This is a genomic window from Roseivirga sp. (genome assembly GCF_049099775.1).
Taxonomy (GTDB): domain Bacteria; phylum Bacteroidota; class Bacteroidia; order Cytophagales; family Cyclobacteriaceae; genus Roseivirga.
The window spans coordinates 203,668-227,094 of sequence record NZ_JAGDZM010000007.1 but is presented as its reverse complement, the minus strand read 5'-3'; the positions used below and the strand labels follow the sequence as shown (position 1 = coordinate 227,094).

Below are 23,427 nucleotides of genomic sequence, written 5' to 3'. Positions count from 1 at the left end.
TTCATATATTATTTAAAGCAAACCCTACCAAGATGAAACATACAAAGCTCACACTCATCATAACATTTATCAGTCTGTTTTCTTTAAACGTAATAGGTCAGGAAAGTAAATTCCAAAACTGGCTGAAGGACTTTGCTCAATACCAGTCGGAATTGCCTACTGAAAAAGTATTTCTTCATTTAGATAAATCAGAATACACCCTTGGGGAAACCATCTGGTTTAAGTCTTACTTAGTAGCCGGATCCGGTCACATACCCTCGCCATTCAGTAAGAACCTTTACGTAGAATTAGTCAATGAAAATGGTGATATCAAAGAGCGACTTAACCTGAGAAGCGAAGAAGGTTTGGCTAAAGCAAGTTTAGCCATTGAAAAAAATCTAGATCCAGGATACTACTACCTAAGAGCATATACCAATTGGATGAAGAACCAAGAACAAGAGTTTTTCTTCAATAAAAAGATAAAAATCCAATCCCTGAAAGAAGGTGAGCTCATTCGAGAACAGAAATTAGAACGAAAATTAGAAGTTAGCTTTTACCCAGAAGGGGGCGATATGATCAATGGTGTTGCTGGTAAAATTGCCTTTGAAATTGAGGGTGTAAATAGTGATAAATTCCCTTTATCGGGCAAGGTATTTAATGATAAAGATGAGGAAGTTGCAAGCTTAAAAACTTCGCATGAAGGAAAGGGTTTGTTCGCGCTTATCCCTATGACAGACGGCCATTATGCTAAAATTGATGGCTTTGAAGAAACTTTTGAACTACCAGCATCAAAGAAATCTGGTGTAGCATTATCGCTAAACAATCAGAGCGATGCTTTCATGAATATTCTTCTTAAAACTAATGCCGCCACAAACCAAGCTTACTATGTTGTAGTACATACTAGAGGATATATCACTTTTGCCTCAGAGGTAAGAATGAAAGGTTTAAGAGGTATGAGCCGCGTAGATAAAAGCACTTTGCCAGATGGCATTTCGCACATCACGCTTTTAGATGCTGCCATGAATCCCATAGCCGAAAGGCTTGCGTTTATTAATAACAACAAGCAATTAAATATTGAAGTAAGCACAACTTCACCTAACTATGACACTAGAGAATTAGCCACCATAGACCTTGCTGTAACTGATGCTGACGGCAAACCTGTTCAAGGTTCTTTTTCCATGTCGGTTTTCGATGCAAACCTGGTTCAAAATGACCAAATAGATTATAATATCAAAGCGCACATGCTGCTAAGCTCAGATTTAACAGGCTATATCAAAAACCCATCACAATACTTTAAGGACGACGAAGAGGCTAAACAAAAAGCCGATCTATTGATGCTGGTCAATGGTTGGAGAAGGTTCAATTGGACTAATATTGGACAGCCAATCGGAGATCCCAATTTTAGCTTTGAAACAGGCCTAACTTTAAAAGGCGCAATAACCAAAAAAGGCGGTGCGAAAGTTAAAGCCGGTAAAGTATTATTGATTAATCCATCAGAAGAAACTATTCTCCCTCGTTTTGCCGAAGCCGATGAACTAGGCAACTTCAAGTTTGAAGATTTAGTCTACTACGATACTACACAACTTACCTTGCAAGGTTTCCAAAGAGACAGAGTTAAGAATGTGGCTTTTACAATCAACGAAGGCTATGAACAATTAGGTCTAAAAGGCTTTAACGTTAACCCATTAACAGATAATCCGGCAAGAATTAATGCACTGAAGAAACAAGCCATTACTTCTATTTTTATTGACAGTACTTACAGAAGAGAAAACGGTATAGTCTATCTAGATGATGTTTACGTAACCGCAAGTAAGCAAGAAGAAAGAAACAGAACGCTGAATTCTCAGTACGGTAAAGGAGAATCTTATCTTAACTTTTCTAAAATACCAGAGGAGTTTAAGCAAGGTAGAGACCCTTTTGCCATGATGCTAGGACGCATTGCCGGTTTTACCCTAAGTAATCCAAGCAGTGGAGCAACAGCCACTGGTAATACTAATGGCAGAATATCAAATGCTGGAAGTGCAGGTAGTGGTTCAACAGGTGGTGGCGGAAGCGGAGCAGGTGGAGCAGTTGGTCAACCTCAAGGAGACCCCATGTTTAGAGTTCCAACGCTTCGACAAGGGCCATATCAAGGAACACCACTTATACTAATCGATAATGTACCAGTACCTTTCCAAACCGTTTATGATTTAAGAGCTTCTGAAATCGACTATGTTGAAGTGTATAAAAGTGCATCTGCAGCAGTATTTGGTGTAAATGGCTCAAATGGTGCAATCGCGATTTATACTTTAAAAGGTGATAAAATGTTTAAAGACTTAGAAAAGAGTTTTGACGTGCTATCTGTCAATGGTTACCATGCAGCGCGTGAATTTTATGCCCCAAAATATGACGATTCGAACAAGCAAAAATTTATTCCAGATGAGCGTGCTACACTTTTTTGGGCACCTATGGTTACAACCGACACCAATGGTAAAGCACAAGTAAAGTTTTATACCCATGACAAAAACACGAACGTCTTCATCGACATTCAAGGGATTTCCAAAAACGGAATCACGGGTACTGGCGTATCGCGTTTCAACATTAGAAAGAACCTATAAGGCAAAGCGTCATTTTCTTACTTATTTTTGGCTTCTCAATTAGAGCTATGTCAAGAATAAAAATAGAACTCCCTAAAAATCAGGTATTCGAAACAACATTGACTGTTAGAATATCTGATATCAATTATGGGAATCATTTAGGGAACGATAGCGTGCTGAGTTTAATGCACGAAGCAAGATTTCAGTTCTATAAAAGCCTAGGTTACACCGACGAATTGAATATTGACGGTGTAGGCACAATTCAAGCGGATACCGCAATTCAATATAAGGGAGAGGGTTTTCATGGGGATAAAATCCATGTAGCCATTTTCCTTGGCGATTCTACACCAAAAAGCATGGATCTGTTTTACAAGTTGAGCACTGGTACGCCAAACAGGCTGATTGCCTTGGGCAAAACGGGCATTGCCTTCTACAATTACGAGGCTAAAAAAATAAGCCTGATGCCCGAACCAATCAAAAGCAAGCTTGATAGCCTGAAAGCTTAGCCTTTGCCCGTTTAATACTACCTTTGCGACTATGACATCAGCACCTGAGAAAAGAGATATCCGTCAACTTTCACTCGACGACATTAAGGCGTTTTTCGAGGCAGAAGGTGAAAAAGCATTTCGTGCTAAGCAGGTTTATGAATGGCTTTGGAAGAAATCGGCAAAAGATTTCGACCAGATGACCAATATCTCTTTGAAGATGCGCGAAAAACTTAAGGAGCACTTTCTCTTTAAGCTCATCAAAGTAGACCAGATGCAACGAAGTACTGATGGCACTATTAAAAATGCCGTCAAGTTACATGATAACCTTGTGGTAGAATCTGTCTTGATCCCTACCGAATCGCGAATTACTGCCTGTATTTCTTCTCAAGTAGGCTGCAGCCTTGACTGTAATTTCTGTGCAACGGCACGCCTGAAACGCATGCGCAACCTGAACCCAGATGAAATCTATGATCAGGTAGTAGCCATTAAAGAACAAGGTGATTTGTACTTTGAAAGACCGCTCACCAACATAGTTTATATGGGTATGGGCGAACCATTGCTGAACTATAAGAACGTGCTCGCCTCAATCGATAAAATCACATCGCCAGAAGGTCTCGGCATGTCGCCAAGGCGCGTAACACTTTCTACTGTTGGCATTCCAAAAATGATAAAACAGCTAGCTGATGATGAAGTGAGATTCAACTTAGCTGTATCACTCCATTCTGCAATAGACGAATCTAGGTCGCGCATGATGCCCATTAATGAGAAAAGCAACTTGGCAGAACTAGCGGAATCACTTCAGTATTGGCATAGCAAAACAAACCGAAAAGTAACTTTTGAATATGTAGTTTGGAGAGGCATCAACGACGACGAGAAACACGCCAAAGCCCTTGCTAAATACTGCGGACGAGTAGCTTCTAAAGTGAACATTATCGAGTACAATCCGATTGATGATGGTGAATTTCAACAAGCAGCACCTGAAAGCCTCGATATGTACAAACGTATTCTTGAAGCCAAAGGCATTATAGTGAATGTTAGGCGTAGCCGAGGTAAAGACATTGACGCTGCTTGCGGCCAACTTGCCAATAAGAGCTAATTGAAAATCCCCCAACCTAAATGGGCCGGGGGCTATCAACATAAGTAAACAACAATCGCTTATGCCATTAAAACAAGACAGTTTTGCTATCCCATACACTTTGAATTAGTTCTGTTGAATATCAACTCGAATAATATTATAACCTCCTCTTGGGTCCCTTAAGTAAGTTGTACCAGGGCCGTTAGAAATTAGGCCTTTTCCGAACTGCACATCATTAAGTTCAGCTACTCTTCTCGCTTCAGTATTACCATCGGCTGATCCTTGGTTAGGTCCTCCTTGTCTTGGTGCTTGGTTTGCGCCAAAACCTACGGCTTCGTCATCTTCAGTACCCGCATCGTATAAATAAGTTCTTTGACTATTTGAAGTTCCATTGGTTGGAGCACCATTTTAATCCCACAAGGCTACTCCACTATTGTTATAAGCCACAAACCAATCGTATGTCTGAACTAGCATTGTACCCATACCGAGTGTTTGAGAAAAAATAATCCTCCATCGGATGCTCAGTTTGACAAACAATTAGATAGATCAAAGCTGTAAAAACCAGACAATCCTATTGTGCTGAAGATTCTTTCGGAAAAAAAGGTCAAGATATTTTCGCTTATTTTTTTCCCCATGACACCTCCAGAAAATCAAATTGACTTCTACTTAGTGGAAAAATACGGTTGCAAATAATTAGCTAAATTGAGCTTTACCCTGAACCATGTGTTATTCCCTCTCCGCTAAAATGAGCCATAAGCAATGGCTTGATATTCAAGAAATCTATGGAAAGCTTTCGGGCAATGAGTTTGAATCGATCATAAAGGAAGGCGTACAACCGCTCTATTTTATAGACGCCTACAAAGACTGGCACCCAGAATTACCCGTTATTACACAAGGTGAACCATCAGAAGTACAGCTTCTACGCTGGGGCGTAATTCCTCCTTTTGCAAAATACATTGAGAAAAACGGTCGAATGCTACACCCCTGGGATTTTGGAAATTACTACTCCAAAACGGCCAATGCAATGGCAGAAGGACTGGCAGAAAAGACTACCTGGAAAAGGCTCTATAAACAGAATAGATGCCTTATTCTAGCCAGTGGATTTTACGAATTCTATCATGCAGAAGGCAAAAAGATGACTTACCCACACTTTATTACTTTAAAAGACCACCCCGTTTTTGCTTTCGCAGGGCTTCATGACGAATGGACTGACCCACAATCTGGCGATACCATAAAAACCTGCAGCATAATCACCACGACGCCTAACGCCATGATGAAGGTGATTCACAATAACCCTAAAGCCCATAGCGGATCTCGAATGCCAGTAATGCTTACTCCAGAAGAATGGAGTAACTGGCTGGACGGAGAAATGGCCTATGAAGATGTATTAAGTTTCTGTCAACCTTTTCCAGAAGATAGCATGAAAGCCATCCCTGTTCGGCAGGGGCTAAAGAGTAATAAAGTCAATGCTAATATTCCCGAGGTGCAAGTACCGATGAATTACCCAGAGCTAGGTCAGCACTGGAGTGAATATGGAAACCCAAAAGATCCACAAGTCTCATTATTTTAGTATTCTAATTATTTTAGTTGATTACTAATTTTAGTAGTATTGAAACATGAAGTTTCAAGAGGGCAAGTTTATTGCGAAAATGAAAAGTGGGGACCTCTATGAAAAGACTTTTTTCATGAAGATTTGGTACCAAAGAAACAGTTGGTTTTTAAAGGTAGATGATGGTACACCACAAAAAATAACAGAAGAAATTCGTGACAATATTATTCAGGAAATAGATATGGTGAGCGACCTAAGAGAAGACTATCGGCCTTCTTTCAAAAAGGTAAAAGTGACAATTGAAGCTATTTCTGATAAGGGCACAGAACATACATGGACAAGGGTAAATGGGGAGGCTTTGGAAAAGCTATTGAAAGTTTTCCCCGGCTTAGTCAAACGCTTTTGGGCTGACGTGTACCGAAAAGAGAAAATTGATAAATACCTGAGTCTAAAACATCATAAGCCCAAAGAGAAGAAGTTCTAAGGCTGTGTTCCGACAACTAATCTTTACTTGCGTTGAAGAGTTTCTGTTTTTCTGACTTGCTCAATGCATCATAACCCTTATCCGATATTTTATCTAAAATCGCATCAATTTCGGCTTGACTTGTTTCTTCTTTAGATTTCTGTTTTGGCTTAGGAGCGGCTTTTTTCGTTGTGGCCTGCTTCTTTTGCGTTTTCTCGCTTCTATAAGAAACTTTAATCTTTGACTGCGGCTTGAAAAGGCTTTTTACCCAAAGTACAAAACCAACAACTGGTTTGCTCCAATCATTACCCTTTTGCAGTTGCGTCATTCCAAAATAACCAACAAGAGCACCACCCAAATGTGCTATCTCTCCACCAGCATTAGTCCCGGTAGATTGTAAGAACGAAATGGCTACACTGGCAGCAGCTATATATTTTAGTTTGACTGGGCCAATAAGAATCAATTGAACCGTGAAATTTGGTTGAAAAGTGGCAGCTCCCACAACAATAGCCGTAACGCCTGCAGATGCTCCTAAAAGGACTGAAAGCGCCACTTGAGATTCGAAAAACGGTAATACGTTATAAATAAGCAGATAGAACAATCCTCCACCAATTCCACCCCAAACATAAAAACCCAAAAGCTTATTCTGACCTAAATATTCTGTGATAATCTTTCCAAACCAATACATCCACAGCATATTGAAAAGGATGTGAAAGAAGCCTTGATGAAAAAAGAAATGAGTAATTAGCGTCCAGGGTTTATAAATAAATCGTGCAGGATCAGCTGGCAACATCAAATTAAGACTTATTTGGTCGTATAACTCAGCCTGGCCACCTAGTGTAAGTAAGACCGCCAGTACTCCCATAAACAGAAATACCACAACATTGATAACAATGATCTGATTAAGGACATTTCCTGTTTTAAAAGCTAATTTAAAATCGTCTAGAATACTATTCATCGTATTAAGAAAAACTTCCGTTTTGCTTTTGCCAATATCTTAACAAACCCCATGCAAAGAGGGCCCCTCCTAAATGCGCCAAATGCGCGACATTATCGCCTGGCGTTCGCTGAAACTCCGAGAAAACTTCTGCAATTATTAAAAACCCTACTAAATATTTTACTCTGATCGGGAACATAAAAAAGAGCCGTAGTTCCATATTAGGAAATAGTAAACCCAGCATGGCCAAAATTCCATACACGGCTCCAGAAGCACCTACCATAGGGTAATCCCCAAAATAAGCATAGAGGCCTCTTGCATACCCAATCGATTGTTGCACTAAGACTGGGTCATTCTCATTTCGCGAATATTGATCCGTAAATCGGTAGATATTTTGATTGTAAATATTGTCGGCATGCGCCACCATTAATTCATTAAAACTTTGCGAATTCGGGGCACTGATATAGCGATCTACATCATTCTTGATGGCACTCATTTCCGCATAATTGGCAGCCGTATAGAGAATACCTCCACCAAGGCCCGTCACCATATAGAGAATCAGGAATTTCTTGGAGCCCAGCGTATTTTCAAGCATTGGGCCTATAAAAAACAGCATCAACATATTGCCAAAAAGGTGCATGTTGCCGCCATGTAAGAACATATAGGTGACAAACTGAAATGGTCTAAAATTTTCTGAATAGACAAAATAGAGACCGAACACCCTGCCCAAATCCATATTGAGGAATGTAGGCACCAAAAACAGGGCGACATTAATGATTAATAAATTCTTAACTATTGGCGTGATACGTCCGAACATAAATGCTAATTAAAGAACTGGCTTATCTTTTCCAATTCAAGAATAAAAGTAGTCTTCCTGCCATCCGGAGAATAATTCGGGTTTTTACAGGCAAAGAGCTGATCAATTAACGATGACATCTCCTGTTGGGTTAACACTTGACCCACTTTTATTGAAGATCTTTTCGCGATTGCCCGTGCTACGTTTTCATCATTGGTGATACTGAGCTCGGACTGATTTTGTTTAAACTGCTCTATAAACCCCTCAAACAACACTTTCTCATTCGTTGTTTTCAAATCCGCCGGCACACCATTGATGACAATCGTATTAGATCCGAAATCAGAAAATTCGAAACCAATCGCGTTCAATTCATCCTTAATATCTTGAATCAGTGAAAAATTGGCTGGGTTCAAGGTAAGCGTTTGCGGAAACAAGCTTTGCTGCGAGGCCCCCGATCTATTTTCTAGTTGAAGCAGAAACTTCTCATACAATATTCTCTCATGTGAAGCTTGCTGATCGACGAGCATTAAACCTGACTTAACATGAGTAGCCAAATAGCGCTGGTGTATCTGAAAATAGGGCTTTGTTTCTCTTGAGGGTTCAGGAGCCAACGAATTAGCCGCACTGCCGAGTGTAATGGTACTCTGAGATTCAGGGTGAATATCTAATTGAGCATTCTCCGTTTCCGTTTGCGAAATTTCCTTCTGCAAACCGTCATAAAGCTTTTCCCACTGACCAGCCGGCTGTTTCTTTTCGAAAGATTTAAACTGACCATAGTCTCGGTCGGCCGCTTTCATACTGTTTCCAGAAGAAGGCGGTGCTTGAAATGACCTAAAGTTCACATCCTGATTAAAATCGATGGCTGGCGCAATATTATGTGTTCCTAAAGCCTGACGTACGGCCGCCTTTACTATGGCATAAACGGTTCGCTCATCGTCAAACTTAATTTCTGTTTTCGTTGGATGAACATTGATATCGATATGCTTAGGGTCAATTTCAATGAAAAGCGTGTAAAAAGGATAAGTAGATTCTTGGAGTAAGCCTTCAAAAGCAGTAACCACTGCATGATTGAGGTAATTACTCTTGATGAACCGATCATTGACAAAAAAGAACTGCTCACCCCTGGTTTTTTTAGCAAACTCAGGTTTGCCTACATAACCATATACCCGCATTACATCAGTTTCCTCTTCACAAGAAGCCATCTGATCTTGGTATTTCTTACCAAAAATGCCGACTACCCTTTTGCTAAGTTTACCACCTGAGAGCTGATAAACTTCCATGTCGTTTTGGTATAGCGACATGGCGACCTCAGAATTTGCTAAAGCTACTCTTTGAAATTCATCAACAATGTGGCGCATTTCAACAGCATTCGACTTTAAGAAATTTCGACGAGCAGGAACATTGAAAAATAAATTCTTTACGCAAGTAGAAGTACCCACCGGCGTTGCTACTGCTTCTTGAGATTTTACTTCAGAAGCCTCAATGTTAATTCGAACTCCAAGTTCATCCTCAACCCGACGCGATTTTAACTCCACCTGAGCAATCGCGGCTATGGAAGCCATGGCCTCTCCCCTAAAACCCATTGTTTTGATGGCAAAAAGGTCATCTGCAGATCTAATTTTGGAGGTAGCGTGTCTTTCAAAACACATTCTGGCATCGGTATTCGACATACCAGCACCGTTATCAACTACTTGAATTAAGGATTTGCCCGATTCCTTTACGATCAATTTAATGTCCGTAGCACCAGCATCGATAGCATTCTCCAACAACTCCTTTACAACAGAGGCTGGACGCTGAACAACTTCACCCGCCGCAATCTGATTGGCAATGTTGTCCGGTAATAACTTGATAATGTCGGGCATTCGAAACTTTGGAATCTAGCTTTTAAATTTCTTCCAAAGATAAAACGGAATATAGAGTAAGGCTAAATAAAAGATGTCAGATCCGATATAAACGAAGCCGCCGGCAAACATGACTAAAACAATCATGATAACTAACCTAAGCATAGCCGTTTGGCCTACGCCATTTCCTTTGGCGTGCTTCATATTTTTTCGGAATGAACCAGATATTTGAGAACCGTACCCTAGATCAGAATCATCGTCGAGCATACCTAACTCCGCCTTGATTCTTGAGGTCCTGTTTTCTATATCTTCTTTTATTGGATCATAGTAACGAGGAGCCACATCAAAGCGCTGGTATTTGGCTTTCTTCATTAAACTTGGCAGTTTCATCATATCAATGCTCCTTTTTTAACGTTTTAACTATGTCCTAAAAATATAGTTTATTTATTTGTATTGAAAGTGCTTACGCTGCTATGATTAAAAAAGTTACCCTACTCTTACTCGTTTCTTGGGTTGGAATTGTCTCACTAAAAGGTCAAAAGATCTATAAGAAAATAGATACTAAGGCTCAAGAGCAATGGGTAGACAGTATCTTTAATGAGTTGACACTTGATGAGAGGCTAGGCCAACTTTTTATGGTGGCGGCATACTCTAATCGCGATGAAAAGCACTATCAAGAAATTGATAAACTCATTACCGAATACAACATCGGTGGACTTATATTTTTCCAAGGTGGCCCATACAGGCAGGCAAAACTCAACGATCGATATCAAGCTAAATCTAAAATTCCTTTGGCCATTGCTATGGATGCCGAATGGGGCATTGGCATGCGACTAGACAGTGTGATGGATTTTCCTAAACAGATGACACTGGGTGCTATCAAGGACAATAAGTGGATTTATGAGATGGGTAAAGAAGTAGCCAATCAATTCCACCTATTAAACATGCACATCAATTTCGCCCCAGTAGTTGATGTCAACGTGAATCCAAATAATCCGGTAATCGGCTACCGATCTTTTGGTGAGAACAAGTTCAAGGTTTCAGATAAAGGAATAGCCTACATGAAAGGGCTTCAAGACAATGGCGTAATGGCAAATGCCAAGCACTTTCCTGGCCATGGCGACACTGGAGTAGACTCTCACTATGATTTACCAGTAATCAACCATTCTACAGAAAGAATGACCGAGACAGAACTCTATCCTTTCAAGCAGCTGATGAAGGACAGCCTAATGAGTATAATGATTGCCCATTTACAAGTCCCTGCTTATGATGACCGTGAAAATATGCCAACTACCCTAAGCAATAAAGTGGTGACTGACTTATTAAGAAACGACTTAAAATTTGATGGTCTAGCATTTACCGACGCCATGAATATGCAAGGCGTGGCTAAATATTACAATCCGGGGGAAGCCGATGTAAAAGCCCTTCAGGCCGGAAATGATGTCATCCTTTTTCCGCTGGATGTACCGAAAGCCATTAAGCAAGTCAAAAAAGCGATCAAAAAGAAAAAGCTAGATCAAGCGTCGATCGACGAAAGGGTAAAGAAAATATTGAGGGCTAAATACTGGTTTGGCCTAAATGACTATTCGCCAATCAATACCAACAACTTAACGAAGCGAATAAATAATGACTATGCCCAACTCCTCAATAGAATTCTATACCAAAAAGCCATTACAGTAGTAGATAATCAAGAAGAACTTTTACCTATGCTCGATTTAGGGAAAAATGAAATGGCTTCACTTCAAGTTGGTGGTGGTGAAAACGCTGAATTTGAACGGATGCTAGGTAAGTATGCTCGTTTCGATCATGTAAAAATAGACTCCTTAGACAATGCAGCACTTGATTCAATGGCTAAGTACAAGACTGTAGTTGTCGGTTACCATGGCATTACAAACTCTCCTAAAAATCGACATGGTGTAAACCTTAATGAAATCGAATTTATAAGAAAACTTCAAAAGAGGACAAAGGTGATTGTGGTAGCCTTTGGCAACGCTTATAGTCTACAATATTTCACAGGCATTAAAAACCTGATATGCACCTATGAAGACAATGAGATTACTCAAAATTTAGTCCCTCAAATAATTTTTGGCGCCATTAAAGCTGAAGGTAAACTTCCCATTTCGGCCAGCGAAAAATTCAAAGCAGGTCTTGGTATTGAAACGCTGACCACCTCTAGGTTAAGTTATGGTTTACCATCCGAAGTCGGTATGCATATAGATTCTCTTCGAAAAATTGATACTATCATAGAAGAGGCCATTCGAGAAAAAGCAACGCCCGGTGCCCAAGTAGTTGTAGCAAGAAAAGGTAAAGTGGTTTACCAAAAGAATTTTGGCTATCAAACTTATAATGAGGTAAAACCTATAGACGACAACACCATTTACGACATCGCCTCTATAACCAAAGTAGCTGCCACCACACAGATTGTGATGAAATTGTATGAGGAAAAGAAGCTAGACATAAACCAACCGATCGGTAATTACCTAGATGAATTAGACAGTACCAATAAAAAAGATTTGCTCATTCGAGACATCCTTACGCACCAAGCAGGCCTAAAACCCTACATTCCTTTTTGGGAAAAAACAGTGAGTGATGGCGCCATGAAGGAAGAATACCTTATAGATGCACAAGGTCCTAATCACAATTTTAAAATTGAGGAACAACGCGTACTCCCACCATCCTTAAGCGACTCTGTATGGCAATGGACTATAGATTCTGAACTAAGAACGCTACCTAAAAAGAAGAAGAGCTATGATTACTTGTATTCCGACTTGGGCTATACACTTATTTACCGATTAGTATCAAAAATTATTGAGGAGCCTGTGGAAGACTTTTTGAATCGGGAATTCTATAATCCACTCGGACTAAGTAGCACCGTATTTCTACCACTAGAAAAGGGCTACAATGAAGAAATTGCACCAACAGAGGTAGATGATTATTTCAGAAACGTGGTAGTATGTGGAAATGTACATGATCAGAACGCCACGCTAATGGGAGGTATAGCTGGGCATGCAGGCCTATTTAGCAACGCAAATGATCTAGCCATTCTAATGCAAATGAATATGCAAATGGGGGAATATGCCGGTACCAATTATTTTAATGACTGGACTATACCCATTTTTACCAGTGCACAATTTTTAGAAAACAGACGCGGCCTTGGCTGGGACAAACCCATTACTGGAACAGATGAAGGGCCCACAAGTCAATTTTCTTCAGCAAGTACCTTTGGACATACCGGATTTACTGGTGCAGCAGTATGGGCCGATCCGGCGGAAGAACTTGTCTTTATATTTTTAACAAATCGTACATATCCTGAAAGTGACAACTTTAAATTAATAGAAGAGAACGTCCGAACTAGGATTCATGATTTGCTTTATCAATCAATTTTTGAACCTAAAGCAGGAGAATAGAGTTACACTAACCGTAACGCTACTTTTTTCATGAAAATAGGAATCGTATGCTACCCAACCTTCGGAGGAAGTGGAGTAGTCGCAACAGAACTAGGTAAAGGCCTAGCGAAAAACGGTCATGAAGTTCACTTCATTACATATTCGCAGCCCACCAGACTAGATTTTTTTAATGAAAACCTCTTTTACCATGAGGTGAATATTAGGTCTTATCCCCTATTTAAATATCCACCTTACGAATTAGCACTTGCTAGTAAAATGGTTGACGTGGTAAAATTTGAAAAGTTAGACCTATTGCACGTTCACTATGCCATTCCGCATGCTTCTGCTGCCGTAATGGCCAGACAAATCTTGAAATCGGAAGGAATCGATATCCCCGTTGTAACCACCCTACATGGAACAGACATTACACTTGTGGGAAAAGATCCTTCTTACGAACCAGTTGTTACTTTCAGTATCAATCAGTCAGATGGCGTCACGGCAGTATCTGAAGACCTAAAAAAGGATACATACAAACACTTTAATGTGATGCGTGAGATTGAGGTGATACCAAACTTTATTGATCTCACAAAATTTAAAAGACAACGGAAGGATCATTTTAAAACGGCCATTTGTCCGAATGGTGAAAAACTGATTGTCCATACATCTAACTTCCGAAAAGTGAAACGTGTGGATGACGTGGTTAAAATCTTCCATAAAATATCCGAGACCGTTCCTTCTAGGCTCTTACTCGTTGGTGATGGCCCCGAGAGAGGGCATATTGAAGCAGTTTGCAGAGAACTTGGTATTTATGATGAGGTTAGATTCTTAGGAAAACTAGAGGCTGTGGAAGAAGTACTTTCTGTAGCAGATCTTTTCTTAATGCCTTCCGAAAAAGAAAGCTTCGGACTAGCAGCACTTGAAGCCATGGCTTGCGAAGTGCCCGTAATTTCGTCCAATGTCGGAGGTATCCCTGAGTTGAATGTAAATGGAGTTACTGGTTTTACGTCAAACGTTGGAAACATTGAAGAAATGACTAAGAATGCGCTCCATATTTTAAGCGAAGAAAACTTGGAGACTTTTAAAACCAATGCGCTTGAACAAGCAAAAACGTTCGACATTGACGTCATTCTTCCGATTTACGAAAAGTTCTATAGCGACGTAGCAGCGACAGTTTTAGCCAGCACTGAATGATATGACCGTTAGCATAGTCGGTTGCGGTTGGCTTGGCCTTCCTTTGGCAGAATTTCTAATTGGCAAAGGTCATAAAGTTTTTGGGAGTACCACTCAAGAAGACAAACTAGCCGTTTTACGAGAAAAAGGAATCGATGCGGTTCGGTTCAAACTAGTGCCAATGCCAATTGGGGAATCATTTCACAAGCTTTTTGGAGCAGATTTACTCGTCATTAATATACCACCAGGTAGAAAGAAGAACACCCCGGAATTTTATGAAGAGCAAATCAAATACTTAAAATATCAGCTTCAGCAGAGCAATATCAAAAAGGTAATATTCATTAGTTCTACCTCATTCTACCCAAATACAAATGATCTAGTAGATACAACAACTGCGCATGATTTTGATAATGGATCTTCAAAAGCAGTGGTAAAAGGAGAACTACAGATTTCGCAAATCAACCAAGAGTTAATCATCCTTAGATGCGGTGGACTCATGGGCGGTGAAAGAATACCTGGTAAATGGTTTTCAGGAAAGGTTACTCAAGGTGCAAATACACCCGTAAACTATATTCATAGAGATGATATTCTAAGGGTAATTGAAAGCTACATTAATAAGTGGCCCGAAAAAGAAGAAAAAAAAATATTAAATCTAGTATCGCCAGCACACCCAACCCGTAAAGAAGTTCATGAAAAAATGGCTTCGAAACATGGCTTCAAACCTCCAATTTGGGGTGAAGAATCCGCCTCACCATCCAAAGTTGTGGATAGTGATTTCAAAAAATCAAGCCTAATATCACCTTTAGACTTTTAAGCTTCGATTAGCTCTAAGAATAACTCACCTTGCTTTAGTTGTTGGTAAGCCTTAATTTGGTTTAGACGGTTCTTAATCTCCAAGAACCTTTCATATTCCTGCTGTGCCTTTTGAAAACCCGTTTTATAGGATTTAGGTGATGACACAGTTCCTTTTGTCTTACTAATTTTCATGGTATTGTTTTAATAATATACCACACCCCTTAATTCTCCCTACCTCTATGAACGTAGGTTTAAGCAAATAAAGTTCATTGCTCTAAAATTGGTGTCTATAGTATAGACGCTTAAGACGCCATATACACTTAGACACCACAAAGTCTATTTATGTAAACAGACTTAATTTTCTAAAATAGACGCTCTTATTGCCAAGCACCTAAAATCACTCCAACTATGGTATAGGCCAATATGTGATAACCAGAATCGATTAAGATATAGCTCATGGACTTCTTCGCAAACGTATAGTTCATGCCGATAGATGGAAACAAAAAGAACACGCCTGTCATTAGGCCATACATAGCGCCCATGTCTGCTGTCATTTCTACTTCGCAACCCGGCTCTGCAGGAAAACCAAAGAAAAACATAGCCATACCTACAGAAATAAGTAGCGCAAAGAAAAAGGCGGTACCGAAGGTCTTACCCATGTTGCCGTTCTTAATATCTTCGTCAGAAAGACCGGCACCCTTTTGCCAAGCTTTACCAAAAATAGGCCCATACCAAACTGCGCCTAAAGCAAAAAATGCAACGGCCGCAACGACTACTGCAAGCCAATTAATAGCTGAAAAATCCATATTGAAAAAATTTAGTTTAAAGCGATCTTGTTGTGATGCTCACTTCAAAAATGAAGTAAGTCTTACTCTCAATAGAACCAAAAGGCCAATTGAGCGACAGAGAATTTGACAGGCGTTCAGTAATAAAACGAGGCCGAAACCTTCAAGTTTTTAAAAAAATGAACCTATGAATATAACAAAAAAGATGGAATCAGGTCAAATAGCCTAAATCAATGGAAAATTTAAACCATAGATAGTTTGATGTCAAATGAATTGAAATAAGCCACAAAGTTGTGGCAATTACATTTTCTTGAATAAAATTCTGAACCTGAGATTGCTCTCAACCGCATCGCCATTGAAAGTGGCAGGAGACCAATTCTTATACTTCTTAATCACCCTTATGGCCTCATTGTCATAGGCCTCTCCAAGTGACTTTCTAATCTTGAAATTAGTGGCTTCACCTTTTCTGTTCACTGTCCAGAATACTTCCACATAGCCCTCAAGATTCTGAACTTCATCATCCCCAATACCAATTTGGTGTACCGGGTAAACGAGTTCATTATCAATAAAAGTCTTAAACGCAGCTACACTTGGTAGTGGCCCTGCATTTGTTTTAATATCCTCATAAACAATTTGAGCAGGGGCTTCAAAAACAGGGTTCGCATTAGTCGCAATTGGACTTACTACCTTAGTTTTAGGTGCTGGCTTAACAGGTACCGGCTTAGGCTTAGCGATGTTTGCTAAAGAATCTACAACAACAGCCTCTTTTGCAACCTCTTCTTCCTTTGGTTCATCCTCTACTTGAATTTCTGTAGCGACGAATTGTTCCTCAGGACTATCATTTTTCTTGAATACATCTGTTGTGGTACCTACCACAATGGCGGTCGTTACAACAACAGTAGATGTGCCCGCCACAATACTGGCCGTAGCTTTAGAGCCTAACTTTAAAAGTGCAGATCCTAATTTGAATCCTGCCCAAATTGACGCTCCCTTCACAACATTGTCAAAGTTCATCTGAGCCTTGATGTCATCAGGAGTTAAATTCTTTGCCTTATTTACAAATTTGTACTTCACGATGTACTACGCTTAAAATATCTTTTCAACCTCTTTAGGATTCTGTAAGTACGAGTTTTGGCATTGCCTTCCGTAATATCCAGAATGTATCCTATCTCCGCGAAACTCTTTCCTTCAAAAAACCTCAACTCTATGAGTTCAATTTCAGCAGGCTTAAGTTTCTCCAACACTTCTGGCAACATAGTTAGCCAGAGTTCCTTCTGATTTTCCTCGATTTCAACTTCGAAGACGATATCATGTGAAATGTAATTTTCTAACGAAACATGTCGCTGTTTTTTCTGCGACCTGAAATAGTCGTAACAACTATTTAATGCTATTCGTGCCAACCAAGCAGATAAAGGATAACCTTTATACTTATAATCGTTTAAATGAGATAGTGCCTTCCCGAAAGCTTCTGAGGTAATGTCTCCTGCTAAATCCACATCTTGAACTCTAGAAAACACTAGCCTGAAAACTTGTTCGTAATACTTTTTGTAAAGGGGTTCGAAGAATTTTTTATCCTCCTTGGCCTTTTCAATAAGCTCTATCTCAGTAAATTCCGATATGGTTGGTTTGGTCAAAATCAAGCTTAGTTTAACACTGCGGCTTTAAATAGTTGGACATAAAACGATATCGTATTCAAAAGAAACACGGCAATCTAATATATTTGACCGAATTAGGTAACCAATTACCTAACTAATTGATTTTAGACACTTTACAATTCTTGGAATCTTCTTTAAACCAATTCAAAGAGAATGGTGTTTAATAAAAACTTATGAAGGGATACCGATTTTCAAAATTTATACCTCAAAAAGCACAAGGCGATTCTGCCTTCGATAATCTACTCAATATTTTTCTACAGCTCATTAGCATTACGGGTGGCGACGTATCTGAAACTTTATCATGGCTTACGAATATCGACAAGCAATATTCCATTACAGATGATCAGTATGGTATTGGCGACTTCATTGATGAGCTAAAAGAAAAAGGCTACCTAACGGAAGAGAATCAAGATGGAAAATTTGAAGTAACAGGTAAAACAGGACAAGAAATCAGAAGGTCATCTCTAGAAGAAATCTTCGGAAAACTAAAAAAAGCAGGCAAAGGCCAGCATAAAACCAACTTCTCAGGTACTGGAGACGAAACGGGAACTGATAGAAGGCCTTTCGAATTTGGTGATTCTATACAGCAAATTGCCATGACAGACTCCATTAGAAATGCCCAAATCAATAATGGATTTGGAGATTTCATGATGACGGAAAACGATCTAGAGGTAATAGAAACTGAATACAAAACTCAAACGTCTACAGTGCTCATGATCGATATCTCCCATTCTATGATACTTTATGGCGAGGATAGAATTACACCGGCTAAGAAAGTGGCCATGGCTTTGGCCGAATTGGTTACCTCAAAATATCCTAAAGACACAATCGACGTGATTGTTTTCGGGAACGATGCTTGGCAAATAGAAATTAAAGACCTGCCTTATTTACAGGTTGGGCCTTATCATACCAATACCATTGCCGGCCTAGAGCTCGCCATGGACATTTTAAGACGTAGAAAAAATCCTAACAAGCAGATTTTCATGATTACTGATGGAAAACCGACTTGTATGAAAGTAGGTATCAAATACTATAAAAACGCATTTGGTCTCGACCCTAAAATTTTAAATAAAACACTGAATTTGGCCACACAATGTAGAAGGTTGAATATTCCCGTGACCACATTTATGATCGCCTCCGATCCTTACTTAAAGCAATTTGTACAAGAATTTACCACTGCTAATAATGGTAATGCGTACTACAGCAGCCTGAAAGGTTTGGGGCACGTCATATTTGAAGATTATAAACGCAATAGAAGAAAAAAATTCTAAGATGAGCTATAAAGCATTGACATCAGATCAATTATTGTCTATAAAAACACTCAAAGAACTCAAAGCAGCTGGATACGAAAGTAAATCGGTCAAAGATGAGTTGAGAGAAAACCTAGTTGAAAAACTACAAAAAAGAGAACCAACTTTTGAAGGAATTTGGGGGTATGAAGATACCGTAATCCCAGATATTGAAAGAGCCATTCTTTCTAAGCACAATATGAACCTTCTAGGATTAAGAGGGCAGGCCAAAACGCGTATTGCCAGACAGATGACCGAACTTTTAGATGAATATGTGCCGATAATTGAAGGCTCAGAGCTCAATGACGACCCATTGAACCCTTTGGGAAGGTATGGTGCTGACCTTATCGCTGAAAAAGGTGATGATACACCAATCGCTTGGCTACATAGATCGGATCGTTATGCTGAAAAACTAGCAACACCTGATGTATCAATTGCAGATCTTATTGGTGATGTAGATCCTATAAAAGCCGCAACACTAAAGCTGCCCTATTCAGATGAAAGAGTTATTCATTACGGTTTAGTGCCACGATCGCACCGGTCCATATTTGTTATTAACGAACTACCCGATCTTCAAGCTAGAATCCAAGTAGCCTTATTCAATATACTTCAAGAGGGCGACATTCAAATCAGAGGTTTCAAGCTGAGAATGCCTTTAGATATTCAATTTGTATTTACAGCCAACCCAGAGGATTACACTAACAGAGGAAGTATTGTAACGCCGTTAAAAGACAGAATCGATAGCCAGATCATCACGCACTACCCTAAGACATTAGAAATAAGTAAACAAATCACTACGCAAGAGGCCGATATCAAAGATGCTCAAAAAGAAAAAGTGGTGATCAATGAAATTGCTCAAAACTTAATCGAACAAATAGCTATTGAAGCAAGAGATAGTGAATATGTAGATGAAAAGAGTGGTGTATCCGCAAGGCTGACCATTTCTGCATATGAAAACCTAGCCAGTGCCGCCGAAAGAAGGGCTCTGATGAATGGTGAAGCCCAGACCTATATAAGAGTATCTGACTTTGTAGGCGTTGTTCCAGCCATTACAGGAAAAGTAGAACTGGTATATGAAGGCGAACAAGAAGGACCTGGAATAGTGGCTCACAATCTGGTAGGGAAAGCCGTTAGAACAATGTTCACGGAGTATTTTCCAAAACCAGACGACAAGTCCAAAGAGAAGTCGGAAAACCCTTATAAAACTATTATTGAGTGGTTTGGTGAAGGTTACACGCTTGACTTACTAAATGATCTTAAAGGCTCAATATATGAGGATGGCCTAAAGGCGGTACCTGGTCTTGAAGCACTCGTAAAATCAAAACATCCTAAGGTTGGCAAAGCTGAAACGCTCTTCCTAATGGAATTTGTACTTCATGGCTTAGCTGAATACAGCAAGCTAAGTAAATCAGCGCTAGATACAGGAACAAGGTTTAAAGATTTACTCAGCAGCATGTTTTCAATGCCCGATTTAGACGACCTTACAGAAGAAGATCTAGAATAAAGCCACCCCACTTTCAATACTCAATTAGGTGAAGTTAAATGGATTTAGCTCAATTAAAGAGAATTGCAATTAAAGGAGAAGGACAAATTCTTGAGTTTAAAAAGAAAGCGAACTACCCCGAAAAAATTGTAAAAGAAGTAGTTGCCTTTGCCAATAGTAAAGGCGGGCGTTTACTATTGGGTGTTGATGATGACGGTACTGTTTCTGGTACCCGAAATATAGAAGGAGAAGCTTTTGTGGTAGAAAAAGCCATTAAAGAGCTAATTAAACCTCGAATAGACTTTCAAATCGAATTGCTGAAAATCAATGATAAACGAGGGGTTGCCGTTTTTAACATTCCTGAAGGGAATGAAAAACCATATCGGGCTTCAGAAAATATTGACCAAGAAATTGGCACCGCCTACATCCGTTGTGGTGATGAAAGTGTAAAGACATCCAAGGAAATGCGCCAAATCCTTAAAAGAAGGAATGACACACGAGATGAACGCTTTAACTACGGTGAAAAGGAAAAAAAACTGATGCAAATTCTGGAAGAAGACAAGTTTACCAATGTCTCTACGTTTGCTGAGAAAGCTAACATTCCAAAATTTGTGGCTTCTAAGACCTTGGTGAAATTAGTATTGGCCAATTTACTGACCATTGAACCTTCCGCCCAAGGCGATAAATATTTCGTTAAAGAAACAACATGAAACACTTAAGAATAATTACGCTAGTTTTTGTAAGTCTTATCCTCAGTAACCTTGATGCAACAGCGCAAAGAAGAAAGAAGCACGATCCGAAAAAGGCCCAACAAACACTAGCAGAATTTGAAAAAGTAGACGCTGGGTTCAAAAAATTATCCTCAAACGCCTATGGATATGCCATTTTCCCTTCTATTGGCAAAGGCGCTATAGGAATAGGTGGTGCTGCAGGAAAGGGTGTTGTCTATAAAAAGGGAGAAGTTGTAGGGGGCGTAAATATGACGCAAATCTCTTTTGGTTTTCAATTCGGAGGTCAAGCCTATAGCGAGATAATTTTCTTTGAAGATTCAGATGCTTTCGAACGCTTTAGAGAAAACGAACTTCAATTTGCTGCCCAAGTTTCAGCGGTTGCATTAAAATCTGGAATTTCCGCAGACGCTAAATACACAGATGGTGTTGCTGTATTTACGATGGCCAAAGGAGGTTTAATGTATGAAGCAGCCGTTGGAGGGCAAAGATTTAAATTTGTACCTCCGAATAAGATGAAATAAAAAAAGCCCTTCTCGCTAGAGAAAGGCTTTGGATAGAAAATATTTATACCTAATTACTGGTACGAAACAGCAGTACCACTTGCAGTCACCATCAGCATACTGCCGCTTTGTCCGATGGTTTCATAATCCAAATCGATGCCTATTACAGCATTTGCCCCAAGTGCTTTTGCATGATGTTCAAGTTCCATCATTGCATTTTCTTTTGCTTCGCGAAGTACGCGCTCGTATGACCCCGAGCGGCCACCGACGAGGTCGGTAATACTTGCGAAAATATCTTTAAATAGGTTGGCACCAATAATGGCTTCGCCTGTAATTACACCACGATAGTCTGTCACCACATGGCCTTCAATTGTATTAGTTGTCGTTAATATCATTAATGTTTGAGTTTGTTTTTCGTGCTTGTTTCCAAGTCACCTTGAGTTATTCGTAAATCGATGAATCAAAGTTTGGTACTCAGGATAAGCGGATGACAAGGTATCCCGATCGGCTAATTCAAAATCCTGAAATTCAAAAGTGTATCATACAGTCTCAATAATCACTTAATGCCTTGATCAGCTTAATTGACTCTTCGTATTTATATTCTCCTTTTGAAATTTGATTCAATATATTAATCGCAGCATCTTCATCTTTAAACTGCCAAAAGGACAAGCCTAAATACCACCTTATCTGCTGGTAATACTTATTCGAATCATCTTCACTCAGTTCCTCAAATATGGTAATCGCTTCAGCTGACCGATTGCTACCAAGTGCACTAATAGCCAAATAGTACCTGCCTTCATATGAAAGCCCTGTGATACCTTCTAGTTTAGAGTAAGCAATATCATATTCTTTACGGTCGTAAGCCTCAATTCCATCCGAAACACCTAACGAATCGATACCTCTAAAAATCATCAACTGATCAAAGTGGTTGAAGTAATCAGAAAACTCAGGTTGTGAAGGCTTCAGCAACAAATAAGAAAAAGAAGCAATCAGAACAAAGACCGCAGCTACTGACCATATTCTAAATTTAGAAGCTTTGCGTTCGTTGGTTATTACCTGCTCATGGATATGCTTTAGACTCTTCCCTAGATCTACCGCCTTCAACTGAATAGTGAGATTCTCAAAATCCTCCAAGGCGATTCTAAGCTCCTTATCAGATACCTGAGTGCCATCATAACGGAGTACCTTATCGGCAGGTATCTCTCCGTTTTTGTATTGCTCAAGCAGTGCTATGTCAATTCTTTCAATCATTTTCGGAAAAATCTGACCTTTCCAGTTTATTCTTATTTACTAATTCAATTAAGCCCTTTAAGCATCTATATTTTTTATTCTTCATTGCCGCCTCACTGCCTAAACCATGTTTTTCGGTCAGTTCGGCTATAGTTTGTTTTAAAAAATAAAAATCTTCAAGTATACGCTTACAAGAAACTCCTAACAGTTTAAGTACCTTTTTTAGTTTCTTATGTGAAACTAAAATATTCTCTTCTTCAAAATAGTCCTGACCGTCATCTATACTTGTGAAAATTGACAATCGTCTCTTTTGCAATTCTTTGAGCCAAAGGTTTCTGGCAATCGAAAAAAGATAACCTCCGACACTTCCTTCTAGCTTATATAAACCCTTCTGAACTTTAACAAAGAAAATTATTAGAGTCTCTTGAAATACTTCCTGTGAACAGTCATCGGTACCGCTATTCGAGTTGATGAACTTTCTAATAGATTGATAATCTCGACTATAGAGATAATAAAAGGCTTTATCAACCATCTTTTTCTCGTCAGAATGGATTAAATCAACTATCTCTTTATCCGATAAATCTTTCTTCAACCTAATTATTTAGTAACTCTAATAAGAATATCTCACAACGCGATTTAGCTGGTATAAAAAGATTTTCAAAAATAATTTCAAAAAAAACTTCGCTCCGTGATGACCTT

General features: G+C 39.4%; 23 protein-coding genes. 12 read left to right on the top strand and 11 right to left on the bottom strand.

Translation table 11 applies throughout. From position 1 onward, the window contains the following. Window positions 1-32 precede the first annotated feature (32 nt). The 5 genes from JXQ92_RS12020 to JXQ92_RS12000 all read left to right on the top strand — a co-directional run bounded on the left by JXQ92_RS12020 (window position 33) and on the right by JXQ92_RS12000 (window position 6,151). Window positions 33-2,576 carry a hypothetical protein gene (locus JXQ92_RS12020; RefSeq protein ID WP_421986864.1) on the top strand — a complete coding sequence of 848 codons (2,544 nt, stop codon included), beginning with the start codon at window positions 33-35 and terminating at the stop codon, window positions 2,574-2,576. A 47-nt stretch (window positions 2,577-2,623) separates the two neighbouring features. Then, complete coding sequence (locus JXQ92_RS12015) at window positions 2,624-3,061, top strand: acyl-CoA thioesterase (protein ID WP_421986863.1); 438 nt, start codon at window positions 2,624-2,626, stop codon at window positions 3,059-3,061. A 31-nt stretch (window positions 3,062-3,092) separates the two neighbouring features. Next, the gene (rlmN, locus tag JXQ92_RS12010) at window positions 3,093-4,139 is read left to right on the top strand and encodes a 23S rRNA (adenine(2503)-C(2))-methyltransferase RlmN (RefSeq protein WP_421986862.1); all 1,047 of its coding nucleotides are present in this window, start codon (window positions 3,093-3,095) and stop codon (window positions 4,137-4,139) included. A 700-nt stretch (window positions 4,140-4,839) separates the two neighbouring features. Continuing rightward, complete coding sequence (locus tag JXQ92_RS12005; RefSeq protein WP_421986861.1) at window positions 4,840-5,688, top strand: SOS response-associated peptidase; 849 nt, start codon at window positions 4,840-4,842, stop codon at window positions 5,686-5,688. Window positions 5,689-5,734: 46 nt separating this feature from the next. Then, on the top strand, window positions 5,735-6,151 hold the full coding sequence (locus JXQ92_RS12000) for a hypothetical protein (RefSeq protein ID WP_421986860.1): 417 nt from the start codon (window positions 5,735-5,737) through the stop codon (window positions 6,149-6,151). Window positions 6,152-6,167: 16 nt separating this feature from the next. Here JXQ92_RS12000 and JXQ92_RS11995 read toward each other — a convergent pair whose 3' ends face one another. Genes JXQ92_RS11995 through JXQ92_RS11980 form a run of 4 tightly spaced genes read right to left on the bottom strand, consistent with a single transcriptional unit; the run spans window position 6,168 to window position 10,076 of the window. Beyond that, the gene (locus JXQ92_RS11995) at window positions 6,168-7,088 is read right to left on the bottom strand and encodes a rhomboid family intramembrane serine protease (protein WP_421986859.1); all 921 of its coding nucleotides are present in this window, start codon (window positions 7,086-7,088) and stop codon (window positions 6,168-6,170) included. A 4-nt stretch (window positions 7,089-7,092) separates the two neighbouring features. Further along, on the bottom strand, window positions 7,093-7,884 hold the full coding sequence (locus JXQ92_RS11990; RefSeq protein ID WP_421986858.1) for a rhomboid family intramembrane serine protease: 792 nt from the start codon (window positions 7,882-7,884) through the stop codon (window positions 7,093-7,095). Between the two features lie 5 nt (window positions 7,885-7,889). Next, the gene (gene mutL / locus JXQ92_RS11985; protein WP_421986857.1) at window positions 7,890-9,725 is read right to left on the bottom strand and encodes a DNA mismatch repair endonuclease MutL; all 1,836 of its coding nucleotides are present in this window, start codon (window positions 9,723-9,725) and stop codon (window positions 7,890-7,892) included. Between the two features lie 15 nt (window positions 9,726-9,740). Further along, a complete protein-coding gene (locus JXQ92_RS11980; RefSeq protein ID WP_421986856.1) occupies window positions 9,741-10,076 on the bottom strand; it encodes a hypothetical protein in 336 nt (111 codons plus the stop codon). Between the two features lie 101 nt (window positions 10,077-10,177). Between JXQ92_RS11980 and JXQ92_RS11975 the strand changes: the two genes are divergently transcribed. Genes JXQ92_RS11975 through JXQ92_RS11965 form a run of 3 tightly spaced genes read left to right on the top strand, consistent with a single transcriptional unit; the run spans window position 10,178 to window position 15,074 of the window. Beyond that, window positions 10,178-13,111, top strand: a complete 2,934-nt coding sequence (locus JXQ92_RS11975; protein WP_421986855.1) for a glycoside hydrolase family 3 N-terminal domain-containing protein — start codon at window positions 10,178-10,180, stop codon at window positions 13,109-13,111. Between the two features lie 30 nt (window positions 13,112-13,141). Continuing rightward, the gene (gene bshA, locus JXQ92_RS11970; protein ID WP_421986854.1) at window positions 13,142-14,281 is read left to right on the top strand and encodes an N-acetyl-alpha-D-glucosaminyl L-malate synthase BshA; all 1,140 of its coding nucleotides are present in this window, start codon (window positions 13,142-13,144) and stop codon (window positions 14,279-14,281) included. A gap of 1 nt (window position 14,282) precedes the next feature. Then, window positions 14,283-15,074 (top strand): epimerase, encoded by a 792-nt coding sequence (locus tag JXQ92_RS11965; RefSeq protein WP_421986853.1) that lies wholly within the window; start codon window positions 14,283-14,285, stop codon window positions 15,072-15,074. Here the strand turns inward: JXQ92_RS11965 and JXQ92_RS11960 are convergent. From JXQ92_RS11960 to JXQ92_RS11945, 4 genes are all read right to left on the bottom strand, one after another. Continuing rightward, entirely contained in the window at window positions 15,071-15,247 is a 177-nt protein-coding gene (locus JXQ92_RS11960; protein ID WP_421986852.1) for a hypothetical protein, read from the bottom strand. The genes JXQ92_RS11965 and JXQ92_RS11960 overlap by 4 nt on opposite strands. 185 nt (window positions 15,248-15,432) lie before the next feature. Further along, complete coding sequence (locus JXQ92_RS11955; protein ID WP_421986851.1) at window positions 15,433-15,861, bottom strand: DUF1761 domain-containing protein; 429 nt, start codon at window positions 15,859-15,861, stop codon at window positions 15,433-15,435. Between the two features lie 279 nt (window positions 15,862-16,140). Continuing rightward, window positions 16,141-16,914: an energy transducer TonB gene (locus JXQ92_RS11950; protein ID WP_421986850.1), complete on the bottom strand. Its 774-nt coding sequence runs from the start codon at window positions 16,912-16,914 to the stop codon at window positions 16,141-16,143. After that, on the bottom strand, window positions 16,911-17,474 hold the full coding sequence (locus JXQ92_RS11945; RefSeq protein ID WP_421986849.1) for an RNA polymerase sigma factor: 564 nt from the start codon (window positions 17,472-17,474) through the stop codon (window positions 16,911-16,913). Before JXQ92_RS11945 ends, JXQ92_RS11950 begins: the two co-directional genes overlap by 4 nt. Before the next feature lie 194 nt (window positions 17,475-17,668). On the opposite strand from JXQ92_RS11945, the gene JXQ92_RS11940 reads away from it, so the two are divergent. From JXQ92_RS11940 to JXQ92_RS11925, 4 genes are read left to right on the top strand one after another with little or no spacing between them, the layout of a single operon-like run. Continuing rightward, the gene (locus JXQ92_RS11940) at window positions 17,669-18,766 is read left to right on the top strand and encodes a vWA domain-containing protein (protein ID WP_421986848.1); all 1,098 of its coding nucleotides are present in this window, start codon (window positions 17,669-17,671) and stop codon (window positions 18,764-18,766) included. 1 nt (window position 18,767) lies between these two features. Next, entirely contained in the window at window positions 18,768-20,288 is a 1,521-nt protein-coding gene (locus JXQ92_RS11935; protein WP_421986847.1) for a magnesium chelatase, read from the top strand. Between the two features lie 38 nt (window positions 20,289-20,326). After that, the gene (locus JXQ92_RS11930) at window positions 20,327-20,977 is read left to right on the top strand and encodes a helix-turn-helix domain-containing protein (RefSeq protein WP_421986846.1); all 651 of its coding nucleotides are present in this window, start codon (window positions 20,327-20,329) and stop codon (window positions 20,975-20,977) included. Further along, on the top strand, window positions 20,974-21,519 hold the full coding sequence (locus JXQ92_RS11925; RefSeq protein ID WP_421986845.1) for a YSC84-related protein: 546 nt from the start codon (window positions 20,974-20,976) through the stop codon (window positions 21,517-21,519). Before JXQ92_RS11930 ends, JXQ92_RS11925 begins: the two co-directional genes overlap by 4 nt. A 53-nt stretch (window positions 21,520-21,572) precedes the next feature. Here JXQ92_RS11925 and JXQ92_RS11920 read toward each other — a convergent pair whose 3' ends face one another. The 3 genes from JXQ92_RS11920 to JXQ92_RS11910 all read right to left on the bottom strand — a co-directional run bounded on the left by JXQ92_RS11920 (window position 21,573) and on the right by JXQ92_RS11910 (window position 23,320). Next, window positions 21,573-21,893 carry a heavy metal-binding domain-containing protein gene (locus JXQ92_RS11920; protein ID WP_421986844.1) on the bottom strand — a complete coding sequence of 107 codons (321 nt, stop codon included), beginning with the start codon at window positions 21,891-21,893 and terminating at the stop codon, window positions 21,573-21,575. Window positions 21,894-22,047: 154 nt separating this feature from the next. Then, window positions 22,048-22,749 (bottom strand): tetratricopeptide repeat protein, encoded by a 702-nt coding sequence (locus tag JXQ92_RS11915; RefSeq protein WP_421986843.1) that lies wholly within the window; start codon window positions 22,747-22,749, stop codon window positions 22,048-22,050. Continuing rightward, complete coding sequence (locus JXQ92_RS11910; protein ID WP_421986842.1) at window positions 22,742-23,320, bottom strand: RNA polymerase sigma factor; 579 nt, start codon at window positions 23,318-23,320, stop codon at window positions 22,742-22,744. The genes JXQ92_RS11915 and JXQ92_RS11910 overlap by 8 nt, the downstream gene beginning before the upstream one ends. Between the last annotated feature and the right edge of the window lie 107 nt (window positions 23,321-23,427).

Coding starts and splice junctions, on each gene's coding strand:
- JXQ92_RS12020 (WP_421986864.1), top strand. CDS start 33: ATGAAACATACAAAGCTCACACTCATCATAACATTTATCAGTCTGTTT.
- JXQ92_RS12015 (WP_421986863.1), top strand. CDS start 2,624: ATGTCAAGAATAAAAATAGAACTCCCTAAAAATCAGGTATTCGAAACA.
- rlmN (WP_421986862.1), top strand. CDS start 3,093: ATGACATCAGCACCTGAGAAAAGAGATATCCGTCAACTTTCACTCGAC.
- JXQ92_RS12005 (WP_421986861.1), top strand. CDS start 4,840: ATGTGTTATTCCCTCTCCGCTAAAATGAGCCATAAGCAATGGCTTGAT.
- JXQ92_RS12000 (WP_421986860.1), top strand. CDS start 5,735: ATGAAGTTTCAAGAGGGCAAGTTTATTGCGAAAATGAAAAGTGGGGAC.
- JXQ92_RS11995 (WP_421986859.1), bottom strand. CDS start 7,088: ATGAATAGTATTCTAGACGATTTTAAATTAGCTTTTAAAACAGGAAAT.
- JXQ92_RS11990 (WP_421986858.1), bottom strand. CDS start 7,884: ATGTTCGGACGTATCACGCCAATAGTTAAGAATTTATTAATCATTAAT.
- mutL (WP_421986857.1), bottom strand. CDS start 9,725: ATGCCCGACATTATCAAGTTATTACCGGACAACATTGCCAATCAGATT.
- JXQ92_RS11980 (WP_421986856.1), bottom strand. CDS start 10,076: ATGAAGAAAGCCAAATACCAGCGCTTTGATGTGGCTCCTCGTTACTAT.
- JXQ92_RS11975 (WP_421986855.1), top strand. CDS start 10,178: ATGATTAAAAAAGTTACCCTACTCTTACTCGTTTCTTGGGTTGGAATT.
- bshA (WP_421986854.1), top strand. CDS start 13,142: ATGAAAATAGGAATCGTATGCTACCCAACCTTCGGAGGAAGTGGAGTA.
- JXQ92_RS11965 (WP_421986853.1), top strand. CDS start 14,283: ATGACCGTTAGCATAGTCGGTTGCGGTTGGCTTGGCCTTCCTTTGGCA.
- JXQ92_RS11960 (WP_421986852.1), bottom strand. CDS start 15,247: ATGAAAATTAGTAAGACAAAAGGAACTGTGTCATCACCTAAATCCTAT.
- JXQ92_RS11955 (WP_421986851.1), bottom strand. CDS start 15,861: ATGGATTTTTCAGCTATTAATTGGCTTGCAGTAGTCGTTGCGGCCGTT.
- JXQ92_RS11940 (WP_421986848.1), top strand. CDS start 17,669: ATGAAGGGATACCGATTTTCAAAATTTATACCTCAAAAAGCACAAGGC.
- JXQ92_RS11935 (WP_421986847.1), top strand. CDS start 18,768: ATGAGCTATAAAGCATTGACATCAGATCAATTATTGTCTATAAAAACA.
- JXQ92_RS11930 (WP_421986846.1), top strand. CDS start 20,327: ATGGATTTAGCTCAATTAAAGAGAATTGCAATTAAAGGAGAAGGACAA.
- JXQ92_RS11925 (WP_421986845.1), top strand. CDS start 20,974: ATGAAACACTTAAGAATAATTACGCTAGTTTTTGTAAGTCTTATCCTC.
- JXQ92_RS11920 (WP_421986844.1), bottom strand. CDS start 21,893: ATGATATTAACGACAACTAATACAATTGAAGGCCATGTGGTGACAGAC.
- JXQ92_RS11915 (WP_421986843.1), bottom strand. CDS start 22,749: ATGATTGAAAGAATTGACATAGCACTGCTTGAGCAATACAAAAACGGA.